16 protein-coding genes and 2 tRNA genes are annotated in these 18,964 nt (G+C 76.6%); 8 read left to right on the forward strand and 10 right to left on the reverse strand.

Annotated elements, in window-relative coordinates; translation table 11 throughout:
- Positions 1–142: 142 nt before the first annotated feature.
- On the reverse strand, positions 143–1,984 hold the full coding sequence (locus tag ACI79X_RS06805; protein ID WP_457024659.1) for a hypothetical protein: 1,842 nt from the start codon (positions 1,982–1,984) through the stop codon (positions 143–145).
- 118 nt (positions 1,985–2,102) lie between these two features.
- Entirely contained in the window at positions 2,103–3,317 is a 1,215-nt protein-coding gene (locus tag ACI79X_RS06810; RefSeq protein ID WP_457024660.1) for a hypothetical protein, read from the reverse strand.
- A 167-nt stretch (positions 3,318–3,484) separates the two neighbouring features.
- On the opposite strand from ACI79X_RS06810, the gene orn reads away from it, so the two are divergent.
- Together orn and ACI79X_RS06820 are read left to right on the forward strand one after the other, a co-directional pair.
- On the forward strand, positions 3,485–4,174 hold the full coding sequence (gene orn, locus ACI79X_RS06815) for an oligoribonuclease (protein WP_457024661.1): 690 nt from the start codon (positions 3,485–3,487) through the stop codon (positions 4,172–4,174).
- A 57-nt stretch (positions 4,175–4,231) separates the two neighbouring features.
- Positions 4,232–4,306, forward strand: a tRNA-His gene (locus ACI79X_RS06820).
- Positions 4,307–4,362: 56 nt separating this feature from the next.
- Here the strand turns inward: ACI79X_RS06820 and ACI79X_RS06825 are convergent.
- Positions 4,363–5,865 (reverse strand): GNAT family N-acetyltransferase, encoded by a 1,503-nt coding sequence (locus tag ACI79X_RS06825; protein WP_457024662.1) that lies wholly within the window; start codon positions 5,863–5,865, stop codon positions 4,363–4,365.
- Between the two features lie 109 nt (positions 5,866–5,974).
- Positions 5,975–7,225, reverse strand: coding sequence for an alpha/beta fold hydrolase (locus ACI79X_RS06830; protein WP_457024663.1), 1,251 nt, complete (start codon positions 7,223–7,225; stop codon positions 5,975–5,977).
- 180 nt (positions 7,226–7,405) lie between these two features.
- Here ACI79X_RS06830 and ACI79X_RS06835 point away from each other — a divergent pair, with 180 nt between their 5' ends.
- From ACI79X_RS06835 to ACI79X_RS06845, 3 genes are all read left to right on the forward strand, one after another.
- Entirely contained in the window at positions 7,406–8,926 is a 1,521-nt protein-coding gene (locus ACI79X_RS06835; RefSeq protein WP_457024664.1) for a mannitol dehydrogenase family protein, read from the forward strand.
- 35 nt (positions 8,927–8,961) lie between these two features.
- Complete coding sequence (locus ACI79X_RS06840) at positions 8,962–9,663, forward strand: HAD family hydrolase (RefSeq protein WP_457024665.1); 702 nt, start codon at positions 8,962–8,964, stop codon at positions 9,661–9,663.
- Positions 9,664–9,817: 154 nt separating this feature from the next.
- Positions 9,818–11,443 (forward strand): peptide chain release factor 3, encoded by a 1,626-nt coding sequence (locus tag ACI79X_RS06845; protein WP_457024666.1) that lies wholly within the window; start codon positions 9,818–9,820, stop codon positions 11,441–11,443.
- A 4-nt stretch (positions 11,444–11,447) separates the two neighbouring features.
- On the opposite strand, the gene ACI79X_RS06850 is transcribed toward ACI79X_RS06845, so the two are convergent.
- A complete protein-coding gene (locus ACI79X_RS06850; protein WP_457024667.1) occupies positions 11,448–12,719 on the reverse strand; it encodes an MFS transporter in 1,272 nt (423 codons plus the stop codon).
- Between the two features lie 141 nt (positions 12,720–12,860).
- On the opposite strand from ACI79X_RS06850, the gene ACI79X_RS06855 reads away from it, so the two are divergent.
- Positions 12,861–13,130, forward strand: a complete 270-nt coding sequence (locus ACI79X_RS06855) for a hypothetical protein (RefSeq protein WP_457024668.1) — start codon at positions 12,861–12,863, stop codon at positions 13,128–13,130.
- 93 nt (positions 13,131–13,223) lie between these two features.
- The gene (locus tag ACI79X_RS06860; protein ID WP_454552936.1) at positions 13,224–13,469 is read left to right on the forward strand and encodes a hypothetical protein; all 246 of its coding nucleotides are present in this window, start codon (positions 13,224–13,226) and stop codon (positions 13,467–13,469) included.
- A 4-nt stretch (positions 13,470–13,473) separates the two neighbouring features.
- Here ACI79X_RS06860 and ACI79X_RS06865 read toward each other — a convergent pair whose 3' ends face one another.
- From ACI79X_RS06865 to ACI79X_RS06880, 4 genes are all read right to left on the reverse strand, one after another.
- Positions 13,474–13,755, reverse strand: a complete 282-nt coding sequence (locus ACI79X_RS06865) for a MoaD/ThiS family protein (RefSeq protein ID WP_457024669.1) — start codon at positions 13,753–13,755, stop codon at positions 13,474–13,476.
- On the reverse strand, positions 13,752–14,834 hold the full coding sequence (locus tag ACI79X_RS06870; protein WP_457024670.1) for a WD40/YVTN/BNR-like repeat-containing protein: 1,083 nt from the start codon (positions 14,832–14,834) through the stop codon (positions 13,752–13,754). The genes ACI79X_RS06865 and ACI79X_RS06870 overlap by 4 nt, the downstream gene beginning before the upstream one ends.
- Before the next feature lie 85 nt (positions 14,835–14,919).
- Complete coding sequence (locus tag ACI79X_RS06875) at positions 14,920–15,333, reverse strand: hypothetical protein (RefSeq protein WP_457024671.1); 414 nt, start codon at positions 15,331–15,333, stop codon at positions 14,920–14,922.
- 61 nt (positions 15,334–15,394) lie between these two features.
- Positions 15,395–16,567 (reverse strand): L,D-transpeptidase, encoded by a 1,173-nt coding sequence (locus tag ACI79X_RS06880; protein ID WP_457024672.1) that lies wholly within the window; start codon positions 16,565–16,567, stop codon positions 15,395–15,397.
- Between the two features lie 172 nt (positions 16,568–16,739).
- Between ACI79X_RS06880 and ACI79X_RS06885 the strand changes: the two genes are divergently transcribed.
- Positions 16,740–16,812: transfer RNA gene (locus tag ACI79X_RS06885), tRNA-Lys, on the forward strand.
- A 57-nt stretch (positions 16,813–16,869) separates the two neighbouring features.
- Here ACI79X_RS06885 and ACI79X_RS06890 read toward each other — a convergent pair.
- The gene (locus ACI79X_RS06890; protein WP_457024673.1) at positions 16,870–18,507 is read right to left on the reverse strand and encodes a peptide ABC transporter substrate-binding protein; all 1,638 of its coding nucleotides are present in this window, start codon (positions 18,505–18,507) and stop codon (positions 16,870–16,872) included.
- Positions 18,508–18,964: the final 457 nt, after the last annotated feature.

Here is an 18,964-nt window from a genome sequence, read left to right on the forward strand (position 1 = left end):
TCAGGAGCCGCACGGAGGGTGTCGCGCGCCGCCGCGCGAGGAGCCCGGGGAGAGCCGACACGCCGCCACGACCTGCGACGACGTCCCGCCGATCCCACCGGCCCCACGGGCCGGACGTGACCGTCCGGGTCCGGCGAGGGGCTCAGTCGGCGGAGGGCTCGGGCATCGGCAGGGCCAGCCCGGTGCCGGCGACGACGTCGAGATCGGCGGTGTCGCCGTCGCCGCCGTCGACCCACGAGGACTCCACGATCGTCACCACGGTGCCGGCGACGGAGCTGGCGTACTCGGCGCCGGAGAGCCCATCGGGCCCGCCGGCGTAGCGCACGCCCTCGCGCAGCAGGTCGCTCACGTTGCCGCTGCCGTTGGTGTCGGCGAGCGCCCGCAGCTCGCGCGCGGCCGCGGCGTCGCCCATGTCCACCCGCGAGACGGACACGACGACGTCGCGGCCCTCGACGTCGGTCGACCACAGCGCGCGGGCCAGCCCGGCGCAGTCGGTGGACTCGAAGAAGCTGGCGACGTCGCCGTAGGCGTTGCCGAGGCAGGTGTCGGCCGTCTGCACCTGCTGCAGGACGTAGGTGCGCCCGTCCTGCACGCTGGTCGTGCCCGGCGTGGGGCCGGCCGCCGTGGGGGTCGCCGGGGCGGTGGTGGGGGCCGGGGGCTCCTGCGCGGCGGCGTCGTCGTCCCCGCCGCCGGCGAGGCCCACGACGAGCCCGACCAGCAGGGCGACGACGGCCAGGCCCGCCACGGCCAGCAGGAGCAGGCGGCGGCGGTCGGCGGACGGGCGCCGGCGCGGGCCGACGAGCGGGACCGGAGCCGGCGCCGGAGCCGGCGCGGCGGGCGCCGGGACGGCGTGCGGCCAGCCGGCACCGGGCGGGCCGGTGGGGTCGTTCCCGAACAGGCCACCGAGCCCGCCGGTCTCGTCGGCGGGCGGCTCGGGCGCGGGCGCCGGGGCCGGGACGGGCGCCGGCACGGCCGCGCCGGACTGCACGGCGGGCGCGTCGAAGCGGGCGGTGGCCGGCGCCGCGGGGGGCGGGACCGGCACCGCGGGAGGGCCGGCAGGAGGCGCGGCGGGCGGCGGCACGGGCGCGGCGTGCGCCGGCGCGAGCCCCGCGGCGGCGGCGCGGGCGGCGGCCTCCTCGTCGGCGCGGATGGCGGCGGCGGCCACCGCGGCGGCGGCCACCGGGTCGACCAGCGGCCCGCCGGGAACCCGCCCGGGAGCGGGCGCCGGGACGGACGCAGGCGGCGCGGGGGTGTACGGGGCCGGCGCGGCCGCTGGGGCGGCGCCCGCGGCGGAGGCGGCCATCGCTGCTGGGGCCAGCAGCTCGCGGCGGCGCAGGACGTAGGGCGAGTACGGGAAGCCCTCGCCGTTGAGCTCCTCGACCGTGGGACCGCGGCCCTCGTAGCCCAGCGCGGACAGCGCGGCGCGCACGTCGGCGGTGGTCCACAGCCGCGGGTTGTCCACGCCGGCGTAACGGGCGGCGCGGGAGATGCCGAGCAGCAGCGAGCGCGACTCCGACAGGGCCACCTGGTCGCCGTCGCCGAGGTCGCCATCGGCGGGCACGAGCCCGGTCAGGTCGCCGACGAGCACCGTCAGCCGGGCGATCCGCCCCGGCTCGAGCCCCGCGCGGCGCAGCCGCACCGCGGCGTCCATCCCGGCGCGCATGAGGCCGTCGAGCGGCGTGGAGCCGCCGCCGGCGATCTGCAGCACCTCGCCGGGGCCGGCGCCCGGGCCGATCGTCCAGGAGCCCTCCGGGGTCGCGGTGACCACGCCGCTCTGGCGGACCTCCGCCACCCGGACGACGGCAACGCCCTCGGGCACGAACAGGACGGCGTCGGAGATGCGCCGCTCCATCGGCCCGTCGACGACGGGCAGCGAGGCGACGACGGCGCCGCGCACCGCGCCCCCGCGGTCCCAGCGGGCGAGCTCGGCGAACAGTGCGCGCTCCCCCGCCGTCTGCGGCGGCACGGGGGTCAGGGGCAGCACGGGGTCCTCCGGGGAACGGGTGGGGTGCGCGGGCGCACGGGCGCGGCGCGGACCGGGGACGGGCCCACACGGGCGTCCGTGCCCGACGCTACGTCATGTGACGGGTCGGTCCGGGACGTCAGCGGGCCGGCGTGCCGCCCAGGGCGGGGGCCGGCGCGGCGGTGCGGCCGGGCTCGACCGGCTCCCGCCAGGCGGCCAGCCAGCGGCTGCGGGCGACCAGGTCGACCGCCGTCCACAGCGCGGTGAACGAGACCAGGACCAGCGCGATCGACTCCCACGACCAGTTCCACGGCGGCAGCACCCCGGCGGCGTCCTGCACCCAGGCGGCGGCGTAGACGGCGGCCGCGGTGGCCGGGGCCGCGCTCCAGCCGGGCAGCCGGAAGGTGACCGCGAGGTCGATGCAGACGGCGCCGACCAGCAGCACCAGCGGCAGCACCGACGGCGGGAAGTCCAGCGCCACGAGGCCCAGCCACATCACCCCGCGGTAGGCGAGGTAGATCCCGGCGACGGTGGTGGCCGTCCACCGCAGGCCGACGACCCTGCGCGCCACGACCAGCGAGAGCAGGCCGGCGCACAGCAGCCACGCCGGGTGCACCCAGGAGGGCACCGGCAGCATGAACATCGTGGGCGTCTGGCCCTGCGAGGCGGCGAAGTCCAGGAGCTGCTGCTCGGCCGTCGTCCGCCCCGCCTCGTAGGCGCGCAGCGACAGGACGCCGTACTCCTGGTGCTGGTTGGGGAAGACGACGTTCTCGGCGAAGAACAGCCACAGCCCCAGCGACACCAGGCCGCGGACCCGGCCCGGCGCGGCGTACAGCCACCAGCCGCGGATCGCGCCGGCGAGCATGATCGCCGTCCCGATGTAGAGCAACGCGTGGCTCGGGCTCCAGCTGGTGATGTCGAGCCCGTTGATCCGGTGGTTGACGATGTCGATCGGGACGGCCACGAGGAACGTGGCGATGCCGACCTGCATCAGGCGCAGCGCGCGCCGGTCGACGCCGTAGCCGGTGTAGCTGTGGAAGACCACCAGCGCGATGACCACCGCGGTGCCCGCCGAGTTGAGCAGGTGCGGGGGCGCCAGGTCGTCGCGCAGCCACTTGAAGTGCCAGGACACGTCCCACGACGACCCGAGCATCTTGAGCAGGAACGCGCCGAGCCAGGCGGTGTAGATCCAGCGCAGCTCCTGCTGGGTGGTCCCGCGCCCGGGCCGGCCGGGCGTCATGTAGGCCAGCCACAGCCAGCGCAGCAGCGCGACCGGGTGCCGGAGCCCGGCGCCCAGGGAGCCCGGTGCCGGCGGCACGGTCCGGGCGGGCGCGGAGGGGGCGGGTCGGGGCACGCGGGACTCCCAGGCAGGCGGAACGGGATGGGCCGAGGCTACCGGCGCGAACGGCTGATTCCGACCCCCTGACTGGCGCCGGTGTGCCGCGTGCGGTAAACGGCGGACGCGCGGGGCGGCCGGGACGGACGGGACGCCGCGGCGGGAGCGACGTAGGGTCGGTCGCCGTGGCGGACAACGGCGGGCACCTGGTCTGGATCGACTGCGAGATGACCGGGCTGGACCTCGGCCGGGACAAGCTCATCGAGGTCGCCGTCGTCGTGACCGACTCCGAGCTCAACGTCCTCGACCCGGGACTGGACCTGGTGATCTCCGCCGACGACGCCGACCTGGAGGGCATGGCCGACGTCGTCACCGAGATGCACGCCAAGTCGGGGCTGACCGAGGCGGTGCGCGCCTCCACCCTCACCGTCGCCGAGGCCGAGCAGCAGGTGCTCGCCTACGTGAAGCGGTGGGTGCCCGAGCGGCGCACCGCTCCCCTGTGCGGCAACTCGATCGGCACCGACCGCGGCTTCCTCGCCCGCGACATGCCCGAGCTCGACGACCACCTGCACTACCGGATGGTCGACGTCAGCTCGATCAAGGAGCTGGCCCGCCGCTGGTTCCCGCGGGTGTACTTCGCGCAGCCGCCGAAGGGCCTCGCTCACCGGGCCCTGGCCGACATCATCGAGTCGATCCGCGAGCTGGCCTACTACCGGCGGACGCTGTTCGTCGACCTGCCCGGCCCCTCGACGTCGCAGGCGCAGCGCGCCGCCGGCGAGGTCACCGGCACCTTCGCCGACGTGCTGGCCGCCGCCGACGCCACCCCGCCGGCGCGCGCGCCCGGCGTCACACCCCCGGCTGCGTCGGAGGGCTGAGCGGCTCCGGTATCCTCGTCCGTGCTCCCCGGCTCCGCACGGTCCGGGAGGGCGCGCGGTGGGTGTAGCTCAGCTGGTAGAGCACCAGGTTGTGATCCTGGGTGTCGCGGGTTCGAGCCCCGTCACTCACCCTCCACCGAGAGGCCCCGGTCGGTTCGCCGACCGGGGCCTCTCCGTGTGCCGCCCCGTCAGCGCCGGCGCGTCTCGGGGAACAGCAGGTCGAGCACGCGCGCTGCGGCGGGCTGCGGCGCGTGCACCGACAGGTCCGGCCGGGCGTCGGCGGCGACGAGGACGTGCTCCGGTCCGCAGGGGTCCGGGACGCGCAGGTCGAGGGCGACCACCGGGGCGCCGAGCGCCTGCGCCGCCCGCAGCGCCGCCGCCGCGACGTCGGTGTGCAGCCCCTCGGTCACGTCCTCGGTGGTGCCGCCGGTCCGCGGGTCGGCCGTCGTGTCGTCCAGCGGGATCCGCGACCGTCCTCCGCTGGACCGCTCGCGGCGCCGGCCGGCCCGGCGGACCAGGGCCGCGACGTCGGACACGCCGTCGCCGACCACCGTGGGCGGGCGGCGCACCCCGGCGGCGACGACCGCGCCGTCGACCACGAGCACCCGGAGCTCCTGCCCTCCGGGGACCTCCTCGCCGTCGGGTACCCGGACGCCGGCGCGCGCCACCGCGCGGCGGGTGGCGCCGGCGTCGCCGCACCGGCTCAGGGCCACGGCGGAGGTCAGCTCCGACAGCGACTCGCGCGTCACGACGCTGCGGGCGCCGAGCGTGAGCCGCAGCTCCCCCGCCTCCGCGTCGGTGACCTCGACCCGCAGGCCCCGCAGCAGCGCCTCGTCGGCGAGCACCCGGGCGGCCGGCGCCAGCCGGCGCAGGCCGGGCGGGGCCGGGATGAACAGCCGCGCGTTGACCGCGGTGCAGCGCTTGACCACCAGCACCGGCACCTGCCGGAAGCCGAGCTTGCGATACAGCGCGATCGCGGGCGCGTTGTCGTGCAGCACCGAGAGGTCGAGGTAGCTGCGCCCCCGGGCGAGGTAGCGCTCGGCGAGCACCCGCGCCAGGGCCTCGCCCGTGCCCGGCGGCGCCTCGTGCGGGTCGACGGCCAGGCTCCACAGGCTGCTGCCGCCCTCCGGGTCGCCGAAGGCGCGCACGTGGTCGACCCCGGTGACCGTGCCGACGACCCGCCCGGTGCGGCGGTCCTCGGCCACGAGGTACCGCACGGTGCGGTCGGAGTGGCCCTGCCAGACGGTGGCCGGGTCCCCGGGCACCATCCCGGCGAGCCGGACGACGCGCAGCATGCCCGCGACGTCGTCGGGCGAGGTCACCGTCCGGACGAAGACGTCGGCGACCGGGTCCCGGCGGGGGCGGTAACGGTGCAGGTCCAGCCGGAAGGTCAGCGACGGGTCGAGGAACAGTTCCCCCGGCGCGAGCCCGAGCAGCACCTGCGGGTCGCGGGCGTAGACGCAGATGTCGCGCCGGCCCTGGGCCTCCCCGCGCAGCACCTCGACGAGCCGCTCGGGGTCGGGGAACGTCTGGCCGAAGACCAGCCGGCCCCAGCCGAGGTCCACCGCCGCCTCGGCCGCCATGCCGCGCAACTGGTGCGCGGACGGCTGCTGCCACGGCGTGCCGGTGATCGTCGGCACGGCGGCCAGCGCCCGCCGGCGGAGGTCGGGACGGGGTGCTCTGCTGCTCACGGTGCTGCCACCCTGGGGCCACGCGCGGCGAGGAGGGCGGCGTCGTTGCACCCGGCCGTGCCCGGGGACCCTGCCCCCGCGAGGAGCGGACGAAACCGTTCCGCCGGCGTCAGGGCACCGGGACGAGCCGGGCCGGGCCCGCCGGGGCGGCGGCCGTCCCGGCCCGCAGCAGCTCGTGCACCCCCTGCGCAGCCACCACCCAGCGCCCCGCGGCGGGCTCACCGCGCAGCCAGGTGGCCGCGGCGGTCAGCAGCTGCAGCCCGGCCGACGCCTCCAGGTTCAGGTGCACCGGCAGCGGGATGACGCGCACCAGCCCCGCGGGGTGGTCGGTGAGCAGCGTGTCGGCCAGCCCCAACGCGCCGAACCCGGCCAGCGGCAGCCGGGTCCGCCTCCCCCACGGCCGCGTCCACGGCACCGTCATCAGCGCCACGGTGGTGACCACGTCGAGCGCGGCGTGCACCGGTGCCGGCAGCGGCCGGGCCGCGGCCAGCGGGTCCCCCGGCCGCGACCGCGGGACGACGTCGCGCCCGGCCGAGGCTCGGTCGTCGTCCACCTCGCCGGCGAGGAAGGCGGCCACCAGCCGGGCCGACACGTCCGGCGCCGACCAGTGCGCGTTGTGCGCGGCGCCCTCGACGACGACCAGGCGGCCGTCGGGCAGCAGCCGGGTGACCTCCTCCGCCCACTCCTGCCGCAGCGTCCGGTCGTGCCGGCCGCGCACCACGAGGGTGGGCGCGGTGACGGCGGGCAGGCGCTGCTCGACCGGGTCGTCGGCGCTGCGCACCAGCTGCTGCACCATCCGGGCCACGCCCGTGGACAGGTACTCGGACTGGAGCACCGGCTGCAGCCCGGGCACCTCGAAGACCATGTTCCGGAGCACCTGGGGGTACTGCTGCCACGGCCGCCGGTACCGCGGGTCGGGGGTCGACCCGGACAGCACCAGCCGGTCCACCCGCTCCGGGTGACGGGCGGCGAGCTCGACGGCGACCTGCGCGCCGATCGAGTTGCCGAAGAAGGACGCCCGGCCGATGCCGGCGGCGTCCAGCCACTCGAGCAGCTGGCCGGTCTGCGTGGCGACGTCGGGACCGCCGGGCCGGCGCAGCCGCGGATCGCGGGGCGAGCGGCCGAAGCCGGGCAGGTCGGGCGCGACGACGTCGTGACCGAGCTCGGCCAGCCGCCGCCCGAGCGGGACGAGGTAGCGGCTGGACAGGCCGAGCCCGTGCAGCAGCACGACCGGCGTGCGGCCGGGCACCCCGCCGGCGCGCCAGGTGCGGGCGTGCACCCGGGTCCCGGAGGCGGGCACGTCGGTCCACTCGTGCAGCGGGGCCGGACCGGGCGGGCGGAGGGAGGACAGGAGGGGCACGGTGCCTCCGGACGGGAGTGCGGCGTCCCCGCGGCTCAGGGACCCGGCCCCTACCCACGGCAGGTGGAGCGCACCACACCGGTCGCGTTCCGGATTGGGATCGGCCGCCAGGGGGCATGGAGGCGGCGCGGCCACGGGTGAACAGCCACCCCGTCCCGCTCCTCCTCCCGAGAGTCCGTGATGACCTCTGCCCCCACCCGGGCGGCGGCCCCCGCCGTCGCCCTGTCCGAGCGCGCCCTCCCCCACCTCCCGTCGGGGGTCTCGGTGCCGACCTACGACCGCGCGGCCCTTCTCCCGGGCATCGTGCACATCGGCGTGGGTGGCTTCCACCGCGCCCACCAGGCCGTCTACCTCGACGAGCTCGCCCGTCGCGGGCACACCGAGTGGGGCCTCGTGGGCGTCGGCCTGCACAGCCGCGAGATCGGCGAGGTGCTCGCCGGCCAGGACCGGCTGTGGACCGTCGTGGAGCGTGCCGCCGACGGCGACCGCGCCACCGTCGTCGGCGCGCTGACCCGCTACCTGTACGGCCCCGACGACCCCGAGGCGGTCCTCGACGCGCTCGCCGACGAGCGCACCCGCGTGGTGACGCTGACGATCACCGGCACCGGGTACCGGATCGACGCGCACAGCGGCGAGTTCGACGCCGACGACCCGCACGTCGCGAGCGACCTCGAGGACCCGGGCCGGCCCGAGACCGTCTTCGGCCACCTCGTGGAGGCGCTGCACCGGCGGCGGGTGGCCGGTCGGGCGCCGTTCACGGTGCTCTCGTGCGACAACATGCCCTCCAACGGCACCGCGGCCCGCACCGCGGTGGTGTCGTTCGCGCGGCTGCGCGACGAGCGCGACGGCGGCGACCTGGCCGGCTGGATCGACGCGAACGTCGCCTTCCCGAGCAGCATGGTCGACCGGATCACGCCCACCACCACCCCGGCGGAACGGGACGCCCTCGCCGCGTCGACCGGCGTCGACGACCGCTGGCCGGTGGCCACCGAGCCGTTCCGCCAGTGGGTGGTCGAGGACACCTTCTGCAACGGGCGGCCGCCGCTGGAGGAGGTCGGCGTCCGGTTCGTCGACGACGTCTCGCCCTACGAGACGGTGAAGACGCGGCTGCTCAACGCCGGGCACAGCGCCATCGCCTACCTCGGGTACCTCGCCGGGCTCCGGACCACCGGTGACGTCATGGCCGACCCGGTGTTCCGCGCCTTCCTCGCCCGGCTGATGGCCGAGGAGATCGCCCCGCACCTGCCGGAGCTCCCGGACGTCGACCTGGCCGGGTACCAGGCCACCCTGCTCGACCGGCTGGCCAACCCACGGATGGCTGACCAGCTCGCCCGGCTGGGACGCCGGGGCTCGAGCAAGATCCCCAACTACCTGCTGCCGTCGGTGCGGGCGGCGGTGGAGACGGGGCGGCCCCACCGGCTGCTGTGCCTCGCCGTCGCCGGGTGGCTGCGCTACCTGCGCGGGTCCGACTACGCCGGCGAGGAGGTCCCGATCCAGGGCCCGCGTCCCGACCTGGTGCCGCTCGCGCAGGAGGCCGGTGGCGACGCCGGGCCGCTGCTGGCCGAGCGGTCGGTGTTCGACCACGTCGGCCAGGACCCGCGGTTCGCCGACTGCGTGCAGGCCGCGCTGTCCGCCCTGGACCGGCAGGGTCCCCGCGAGGTCATCGAGCAGTTCCTGGCCGGCGACGGGGCGCGCGCGTGAGCGCCGGGCTCCCGCACCGTCTCGACCCGGCCGCGGTGACGACTCTGCTCTGCGACGCCGACGGCACGCTGTTCCCCTCCGAGGAGCCCGCGTACGCGGCGTCGGCCGACGTCACCAACCGGTTCCTCGCCGGCCTCGGCGCCGGGCGCTCCTACGGCCCGGACGAGCTGCAGCGGATGACCAACGGGAAGAACTTCCGGGCCGCGGCCGGGCAGCTCGCGACCGCGCACGGGCGCGAGCTGAGCGGTGCCGACCTCGAGCACTGGGTGGTGGAGGAGAAGGATGTCGTCACCGCACACCTCCGCACGGTCCTGCGCCCCGACCCCGCGGTGCGCGGCCCGCTGGAGCGCCTGGCCCGCCGCTACGCACTGGCGGCGGTCACCTCCAGCGCCGCGTCCCGGCTCGCCGCCTGCCTCGAGGTGACCGGCCTGGCGCCGCTGTTCACCCCCGGCAGCCGGTTCAGCGCCGAGGACTCGCTGCCCGAGCCCACCAGCAAGCCCGACCCGGCCGTCTACCTGCACGCCGGCGCCACGCTCGGTGTCGACCCGGTCGAGGCGGTCGCCGTCGAGGACTCGGTCAACGGAGCCCGCTCCGCGGTGGCCGCCGGGCACCCGACGATCGGGATCCTGCAGTTCGTCCCGGAGGCGCAACGGCGCGACCGTGCCGCTGCGCTGCGCGAGGTCGGCGTCACCGCCGTCGCCGGGTCGTGGGAGGACGTGGCCGCGCTGCTCTGCTGAGCCGCCGGGCCCCGTGACGGAGCACGGGGCCCGGCGTGGTCGGATCGGGACTGCGGCAGGCGCCGCGGCTGTTGCACCAGGATGCCGCGGGGCGTGCGCGCCGCCGCCCCTCCGCCGTTCCGGCGACCACCGCACCACCCCGGGAGACCTCCGCATGACCACGACCGCCCCGCCCCGCCCCGACGACGCGGGGACCTCCCCCGGCGACGTCGTCGCCGAGGCCGCGCGGCGCCGGACGTTCGCCGTCATCAGCCACCCCGACGCCGGCAAGTCCACGCTGACCGAGGCCCTCGCCCTGCACGCGCGGGTCATCGGCCAGGCCGGCGCGGTGCACGGCAAGGCCGGCCGGCGCGGCACGGTGTCGGACTGGATGGACATGGAGCGCGCCCGCGGCATCTCCATCACCTCGGCCGCGCTGCAGTTCTCCTACCGGGACACGGTGGTCAACCTGCTCGACACCCCGGGCCACGCCGACTTCTCCGAGGACACCTACCGCGTCCTCACCGCCGTCGACGCCGCCGTCATGCTCATCGACGCCGCCAAGGGCCTCGAGGAGCAGACGATGAAGCTCTTCGCCGTGTGCCGGCACCGCGGCATCCCCGTGGTCACCGTGGTGAACAAGTGGGACCGCCCCGGCAAGGACGCGCTCGAGCTGATGGACGAGGTGGCCGAGCGGACCGGGCTCACCCCGACGCCGCTGACCTGGCCGGTGGGCATCGCCGGCGACTTCCGCGGCGTCCTCGACCGGCGCGACGGCAGCTACCGGCGCTACACGCGCACCGCCGGCGGGGCCACGATCGCCCCCGAGGAGGTCCTCTCCCCCGAGGCGGCGGAGGCCCGCGAGCCCGAGGCCTGGGCGCAGGCCCGCGAGGAGGTCGACCTGCTCGACGAGACCTCCGGCGCGCACGACCAGGAGCTGTTCCTCTCCGGCGTGACCACCCCGGTGCTGTTCGCCTCGGCGGTCTCGAACTTCGGCGTGGCCGCCCTGCTCGACGTGCTCGTGGACCTCGCGCCCGCCCCGGCCGGGCGGCCCGACGACGACGGCGTCGCGCGCCCGGTCGACGCCCCGTTCAGCGCCTTCGTCTTCAAGGTGCAGTCGGGCATGGACGCCGCCCACCGCGACCGGCTGGCCTACGTCCGCGTCTGCTCGGGCGTCTTCGAGCGCGGGATGGTGGTCACGCACGGCCCGACCGGCCGCCCCTTCGCCACCAAGTACGCCCAGCAGGTCTTCGGCCGGGAGCGGGAGAGCATCGACACCGCCTACCCCGGCGACGTCGTCGGGCTGGTCAACGCCTCCGCGCTGCGGGTGGGCGACACGCTGTACACCGAGCGCCCGGTCACCTTCCCGCCGCTGACCACGTTCGCGCCCGAGCACTTCGCCGTCGTCCGCAGCCTGGAGACCGCCAAGCACAAGCAGTTCCGCCGCGGCATCGAGCAGCTGGAGTCCGAGGGCGTGGTGCAGGTGCTGCGCTCCGACCGCCGCGGGGACGCCGCACCCGTGTTCGCCGTCGTCGGCCCCATGCAGTTCGAGGTGGCCGCCCACCGCATGGCGCAGGAGTTCTCCGCGCCGGTGCACCTGGAGCCGCTGCCCTACACGCTGGCCATGCGCACCGACGAGGAGTCGGTCGCGGGCATCACCGCCAGCTCCGGCACCGAGGTGATGCGGCGCAGCGACGGGGAGCTGCTGGCGCTGTTCACGACGAAGTGGGTCATGGGCATGGTGCGCAACGGCAAGCCGCACCTGACCCTCGAGCCGCTGGTGGCCGCCCAGCTGGCCTGAGGCGTCAGGGCACCCGCGCCGGCCGGTCCAGCGGGTGGGCCGCCTCGTCGGCGGGCATCCGCGCCAGCAGCACGGTGAGGACGGCGAGCACCGGCGGCGCGAGCCCGGCGACGAGGAACACCGGCCCCGCGCCGGCGGCCTCGCTGAGCGGCCCGGCCAGCGCCACCGACACGGGCACCAGCGCGCCGGAGACCACGAAGTCGAGGCTGGAGACGCGGCCGAGCAGCGCGGGCGGCACGCGGCGCTGCAGCAGGGTCCCCCACAGGACCATGCCGCCGTGGATGCCGGCGCCGGCCAGCACGGCCGCGCCCACCATGACCGCGACGCGCGTGGTGACGCCGAAGGCCAGCAGCGGCACGCAGCCGGCGGCCCAGAGGGCCATCGTCGCGGTGAGGTAGCGGCGCGGAAGCGGCCGGGAGGCGACGGCGAGCGAGCAGAGCGCCCCGCCGACGCCGAAGCCGGCGAGCACCAGCGCGTGCTCGAAGGGCCCGCCGCCGGCCCGGTCGCGCAGCGCGAACGGGGTGAGCACCTGCAGGGGTCCGGTGGTGGCCAGGAGCATCAGCGAGCCGAACAGCAGCGTCGCCAGCAGCCAGCGGGTGCGCACGAGGAAGGCCAGGCCCTCCCGCAGGTCGCCGAGCAGGGCCCGGGCCGGGTGCCGCGGTTCCCCCTCCCGCCCGCGCGCCACCGGCAGCAGCGGCAGGCCGAGCACGCACGCGGTGGCGGCCAGCGACGCGCCCGCGGTGGCCAGCAGGGCCGCCCCCGGCGACACGGCGGCCACCAGCAGCGCGGCCATCGCGGGCCCGGCCACCTGGAAGAGGACCGGCCGCATGGCGCCCTCCAGGCCGTTCGCGGCCAGCAGCTGGTCGGCCGGCAGCAGCGCGGGCAGCAGCGCCGAGTACGCCGGGTAGTGCAGCCCCAGCGCCACCCCGCCGAGCAGGCCGACGACGGCCAGCAGCCCCAGCGGCAGCGCGCCGGCCAGCGACAACAGGCCGGCCACGCCGACCGGCACCGCCGACAGCAGGGTCACCGCCACGAGCAGGTGCCGCTGCGGCACCCGGTCGGCGAGCACGCCGCCCGGCAGCGTGGCGGCGAGCGTCCCGGCGGCGGCCAGCCCGGTGACCAGCGACAGCTCCGCCGGCCCGCCGCCGAGCGCCACGACCTGCCACACCGCGGTGACCGCCCACGCGCCGTTGGCGACCAGGGACAGCCCCAGCGACAGCGCCAGCCGCCGGTAGGCCGCCGTCCGCAGCGGCACCAGCGCCCGGGGCAGCGTCACCGGTCCTCCTCCCCCGGCGGCGCGTCCGGCCGGTGGCCCCATCGTGACCCGCCGCCGCCCCGGGGCACCCGCCGGTCCGCGCAGGGCGCAACCGAGGACGCGCCCGACGTCCGCGACACGCCGGGGCGCCCGGCCCGCCGCATGCCCGGCGGGCCCGGCGGGCACCTGCTGTTCATGGCGGACTGGCGTGACTCCCTCGACGGACTCCCGCTGGAGAGCCGGCTCAAGGCGCTGCTCGTCTTCGAGCTCGCCTCCGACCGGGTGCCGGGCGCACCGCTGGAGGTGACGACGGCGGCCGTGCGGGCCGTCGCCACCGCGGAGGGTCTCGACCCCGGGCAGCCGTGGGTCGGCGCTGCGGCGGCGCACATCAGCGCCCTCCCGGCGGAGGCGCCGGTGCCGTCGCGGGTGTGACGACCGGTGCACCTGGGGCGGCTGCGCCCCGGCTGCCGGACACGCACCCGCCGGGTGCCGCCGCGGGCGCCTCCCGCCTCGGACGCTGGCGCCATGACGACTGCCTACGCCTACGGGACCGCCCACGCCGTCGTGATGGTCGGGTCGGTCGGCAGCCCGGAGGGCCTCCAGCCCCGGCAGATCGGGCCGGCGCACGCCACGATCGGCCGGGTGCACGGCCGCAGCCGCAAGTCGCTGTGCGGGGCCTACGTCGCCGTCGACGACCAGGTGGAGTGGCCGCCCTCCGAGCTGGAGGAGCACCAGCTGTGCGCCGAGTGCGCGGAGCTCGCGCGCCTCTGAGCGCTCAACCCCCGGCCACCGAGGGCAGCACCTGCACCACGGCGCCGTCGTGCACCGGGGTCCGCACGCCCGCGGAGAAGCGGACGTCGTCGCCGTCGACGTAGACGTTCACGAACCGGCGCAGCGCGCCGGTCTCGTCGCGGATCCGCCGCTCGAGGACGGGGTGCCGGGCGGCGAGCGCGTCGAGCAGGCCGGCGACGGTGGGCGCCGCGGGGTCGACCCGCAGCAGCCGCTCGCCGTCGGCGAGGTCGGCCAGCACGCCCGGCAGCACCACCTCGACGCTCACGGCAGCCGGGCCGCGCGCACGCAGAGGACGTCGGGCAGGTGCTGCGCCACCGTGGTGAAGGTGTCGCCCTCGTCGGCGCTGGCGTAGACGCAGCCGTCGCGGGTGCCGACGTAGACGCCGGTCGGGTCGCCCTCGTCGACGCAGGCGGCGTCGCGCAGCACCGCCGTCCAGGACGCCCCGGGCAGGCCGGCGCCGAGCTCGGTCCAGCTCTCCCCCGCGTCGCGGGTGCGGTGCACGCGCAGGCGCCCGCCCGGAGGCGTCCGGTCGGCGTCGGCGACCAGCGGCACCACCCAGGCCGTGCCCGGCGTGCGCGGCGAGGCGAGCACGGGGAAGCCGAAGTCGGCCGGCAGGCCCGCGGCGATCGACTCCCACTGCTGCCCCGCGTCGTCGCTGCGGAAGACGCCGAAGTGGTTCTGGGCGTAGAGCCGGTCGGGGTCGCCGGCGTCGAGGGCGACCTTGTGCACGCACTGCCCGTACTCGGGCGCGGGCTCCGGCAGGAAGGGGGCGGTGATCCCGGAGTTGCGCGGCGCCCAGCCGTCGCGGCCGTCCTCGCTGACGTAGACACCGCCCGCGCTCATCGCCACGACCACGCGGTCGCCGGTGGGGTGCGGCAGCACGGTGTGCACGGCGCCGCCGCCACCGCCGGGCTCCCAGGTGGGCCGGTGCGGGTGGTCCCACAGGCCGCGGACGAGCGCGAAGGTCTCGCCGCCGTCCTCGCTGCGCCACAGCGAGTGGGGCTCGCAGCCGGCCCACACGACGCCGGGACGCGCGGCGACGTCGGGGCGCAACTGCCAGACCCGGGCCAGCGCGGCGCCGGTGCCGGCCGGGAAGCGGATGGCGCCCTCGTCGGTCTCCGACCAGGTGCGCCCGAGGTCGTCGGACCAGGTGACGGTCGGCCCCCAGTGCCCGTACTGGACGCCGGCGAGCACGCGGGGCTCCGCGCCGCGGACGTCGACCGCGACGGCGGCCACCTCCTGGGCCACCAGGTGCGGACCGTCGAGGGTCCAGGTGCGGCGCTCGTCGTCGCTGCGGGCCAGCCACAGCCCCTTGCGCGTGCCGATGGCGAGCAGGTCGGCCACGGGTGTCCTCCCGGTCCCGGCGGGGCCCGGCCGGCCCCGCTCGGAGGACAGACCTTGCCGGCCGCCGGAACTGAGCGGTGGCCGCTCAGCGGCGGGTGGCACCCCCGGGCCCGTCGCCGGTCACGTGCGCGCGGCCGTTCTGGTCGGCCAGCCCGGGAGCGAGCTTCTCGGCCTCGGCGCGCAGCCGCTCGGCGGCGCTGGCGTGCTCCGCCGCGTGCGCGGCGCGCTCGCGCGCCTCCTGTTCGGCCAGCCGCGTGCGCTCCTCGACCTCGGCGCGCTCGCGACGGGCGCGGGCGGCCTGCTCCTCGGCCAGCGCCTGTTCCTTCTCCGCCTGCGCGCCGCGCAGGCGGGCCTCCTCGAGGTGCTCGCGCGCCTGCTGGCGCTGCTGCTCGCGGCGCCGGGCCCCGGCGACCCTGTTGCGCTTGGCCAGGGCCAGCGCCAGCACCGCCAGCAGCACGAGCGCGACGACGACGATGAGCACGATCAACCAGGTGTCCACGGTGGTCCCCCTCCTCGGGTCGAGCGGGGGGTGCCCGGGCGCGGACGCCCGGAAACGGAGATCACTTCAGCGCGGAACCGGCCTGCCACTCGTCCCAGGGGATGGTCCAGTCGGCGATGTCGGAGGTCAGCGTGCCGGCGTCGGAGTTGACGATCTCGACGACGTCACCGGGCTGGGAGAACTCGTAGAACCAGCGGGCGTTCTCGTTCGAGAGGTTGATGCAGCCGTGGGAGACGTTCTCCCGGCCCTGCTGCGCCACCGACCAGGGGGCGCCGTGGACGAACTCGCCGCTGTCGGACAGCCGCACGGCCCACTTCACCGGGGTGCGGTAGCCCTCGGGGCTGTCCACCGGGACGCCGTAGGTGCTGGAGTCCATGACCCGGTCGGCGTTGAGCTCGGTGACCACGTGCGGGCCGTTGTAGCTCGGGTTGTCGGGGCTGCCGGCGCTCATGGGGAAGTCCTGGACGAGCGTGTCGCCGTCGAAGACCTGCAGCCGGTGGGTGCTCGCGTCGGCGACGGAGACGTGCCGCTCCCCGACGCGGAAGCTGACCGTGCGGTCCTTCTCACCCCACACGCCGTCGCCGAACGGGACGCCGAAGAGGTCGGCGTCGAGGGTGACGTCGGTCTGCGCCGGCCAGTACTGCGACGGGCGGAAGTGCACCTCGGTGTCGTCGATCCAGCTCCAGACGCCGTCGGTCGGCGTGGAGCTGGTGACCAGCAGGTGGCTCTCGACGGCGGCCTTGTCGGTGACCGGCTCGTCGAAGTACACGCGGATGGGCATGCCGACGCCGACCGTCTGGCCGTCGAGCGGGCCGATCGAGGGCGTGCTCACCGAGGCCGGCGTCACCGTGGTGAAGGTGCTGGTGGCCTCCGCCTGCTCGTCGTCGGCGTTCGCGGCGGTGGCGGTCAGCGTGTACGTGGTGCCGTAGGCGAGGTCCTCGTCCGGCGTCCACAGCTCGGTGCCCTCGGCGGGGCCGTCGGTGACCTGCCCGGGCACGGCGGCGCCCGCGCCGTCGGTGACGGTGACCTCGGACAGCTCGCCGTCGGTGACGGAGATCTCCACCGGGGACGACGGCGCGACGTCGGCCGCACCGTCGGCGGGCAGCAGCGACACCCGCGCCGGCGGGGCGTCCTCGGTCGTCGGTGCGGCCGCGGACGACTCGCCGCCCGCCCCGGTGCACCCGCTCAGCAGGGCCAGCACCCCCGCCGTGACCAGCGCCGCTGTCCGTCGCACGCCTGCTGCCTCCTCGTCCCCGACCGCCCGCTGCCCGGTCGGGCACGGCGTGTCCGGGCCCAGTGTCCCCTCGATGTGCGGAACGGCACCGTCTCGGCGCCCCGCCCCCGCGGCGTCCGCCCGCGGGGCGCTGGTATCGTCTTCCCTCGGAGCCCGGCCAGCCGGGCGACACGCGCCATTAGCTCAATTGGCAGAGCAGCTGACTCTTAATCAGCGGGTTCGGGGTTCGAGTCCCTGATGGCGCACTCCACACGAGAGCGGCCCCTCCCACCCGGGAGGGGCCGCTCTCGTGGTCCGCGGGGTCAGTCGACGGCGGTGAGGGACGCGGTGTCCACCCGGCCGAAGACGTCGACCACCACGCCGGACACGTCGGCCGAGTACACGGACTGCGTGACCTGGAAGAACAGCGGGATGACGGGCATGTCCTCGAGCAGGACGTCCTCGGCCCGGTTGTAGGCCGCGATCGCCTGCTCGCTCGTCGCGGCGGTGTTGCCCTCGGCGACGAGGGCGTCGAACGCCGGGTTGGCGTAGAAGGCGACGTTGGCCCCCGCCGGCGGCTGGGCCTGCGTCGAGTAGAGCGGCTCCAGGTAGCTCTGCGGGCTCGGGTAGTCCATGGCCCAGCCCATGCGGAACGGCCCGGTCATGCCCTGCTCGTCCATGAGCGGGCCGTACTCGGCCGGTGCCAGGTCGCCGCGCAGGACGAACTCGATCCCCAGGTTCGCCCGCAGCTGGTTGCCGAGCGCTTCCACCCACGCGTCGTTGCCGGCGCCGGCGTTGAACCACAGCTCGATCGGCTCGCTGCGGTCGAAGCCAGCCTCGTCGAGCAGCGCGTCCGCGCGGGCGACGTCGAGCTCGCAGTACCCGCAGGCGCCGTCGCGGTGGCCCGGCACGACCGGCGCGACCACGGAGTCGGCGGGACGCCGGGTGCCCGCGAACAGCGCGTCGGCGATCGCCTGGCGGTCGATGGCCATCGACAGCGCCTGCCGGACCCGGGGGTCGGCGTAGCGCTCGTCGTAGAGCGGCAGTGCCAGGAAGGTGAAGGTCGAAGCATCGCTCTCCACGTAGCGGCCGGCGAAGTCCTCCTCCGCGGTCCCCGCGGCCTCGGCCGGGACGCTCGGGACGACGTCGAGCACGCCGGCGAGGGCGTCGGTGTACGCCGTCGTCGCGTCGGCGTACACCCGGTACTCGACGGCGTCCACCGCGGCCGCCCGCGGACCGGCGTAGTCGTCGTAGCGCGTGAGCGTGACGCCGTCCCCGGGGACGTAGTCCTCCGCGGCGCGGAACGGGCCGTTGCCGATCGGACGGACACCGAAGCCCTCCGGGTCCTCGAAGTAGGCCTCGGGCAGCGGGAGGAACGGGTTGTAGCCGACGGTCACCGGGAACTGGGCGAACGGCGCGGTCAGCGTGACGGTGAAGGTCCGGTCGTCGACGACCCGCAGTCCGCTCATCTCGGTGGCGGCCGGTTCGCCGAGCGGTTCGCCGTCCTCGCCGACCGGCGCCTGGAGTTCGCCGTAGCCCACCACGTTGGCGAAGAAGTAGGACCCCGCCATCGCGTTCGGGCCGTAGGCGGTGGCGTTCCAGGCGTCCACGAACGACGACGAGGTCACCGGCGAGCCGTCGTGGAAGGTCCAGCCGTCGCGCAGCCGGACCGTCCAGGTCGTGTTGTCGGGCGACTCGATCGACTCGGCCACCCCCGTGTACTCGACCGAGCCGTCGGGGGTGTACTCCACGAGCCCGGTCCAGAGGGAGGAGACGACCTGGGCGCCGTACTCCTCGACGGTGTTGCCCGGCACGAGCGGGCTCTCCGGCTCGCCGATCGCGATGCTGACGGCGTCGGGAGCGGCGCCGGCCGGCGCCGTCGGCGACCCGGCACAGGCGGTCAGCAGGAGACCGGCGGTGGCGAGGGCCACCAGTCCGGCGGAACGGCGGAGGGCACGCATCGGGTGTCCTTCTGTGGAGGGGGCGGGTCTCCACCGGAGACGGCGCACCGCACCGCGTCCCGGAGGGCCCGCGCCGTCCCGGTCACCCGGACGGGGGACCTCCGCGTCCCCGCCGCCGGCCGGGCCGGCGCATGACGCTGACGGCGCGCGGCCGGGCCGGCGCTCGCGGCCCCAGGAGGAGCCGGCCGGCGGTCGTCCGGGCCGACACCGGCGCGGCTCTCGCCCCGGGTGACCGGACCGGCCGGATGTGGCGGGACGGCGACCGGTCCGGCCGCACGTGGCGCGACTCCGCGTGGGAGGGGCGCACGTGGCGCGGCGGGGGCTCCGCCTGCGCCGGGTGGTTCTGGCGGTGCGGCGGACGTGGGCCGACCACGGCGTCCGCGGAGCACCCGTCCCGCTGAGCGCCCGGCCCCCTCGAAGGGATGACGGCGGAGCGGGGTGCGGCTCAAGGCCGCAG

The organism is Geodermatophilus sp. SYSU D01119 (genome assembly GCF_054049975.1).

Coding starts and splice junctions, on each gene's coding strand:
- ACI79X_RS06860 (WP_454552936.1), top strand. CDS start 13,224: ATGACGACTGCCTACGCCTACGGGACCGCCCACGCCGTCGTGATGGTC.
- ACI79X_RS06890 (WP_457024673.1), bottom strand. CDS start 18,507: ATGCGTGCCCTCCGCCGTTCCGCCGGACTGGTGGCCCTCGCCACCGCC.
- ACI79X_RS06855 (WP_457024668.1), top strand. CDS start 12,861: ATGCCCGGCGGGCCCGGCGGGCACCTGCTGTTCATGGCGGACTGGCGT.
- ACI79X_RS06835 (WP_457024664.1), top strand. CDS start 7,406: ATGACCTCTGCCCCCACCCGGGCGGCGGCCCCCGCCGTCGCCCTGTCC.
- ACI79X_RS06845 (WP_457024666.1), top strand. CDS start 9,818: ATGACCACGACCGCCCCGCCCCGCCCCGACGACGCGGGGACCTCCCCC.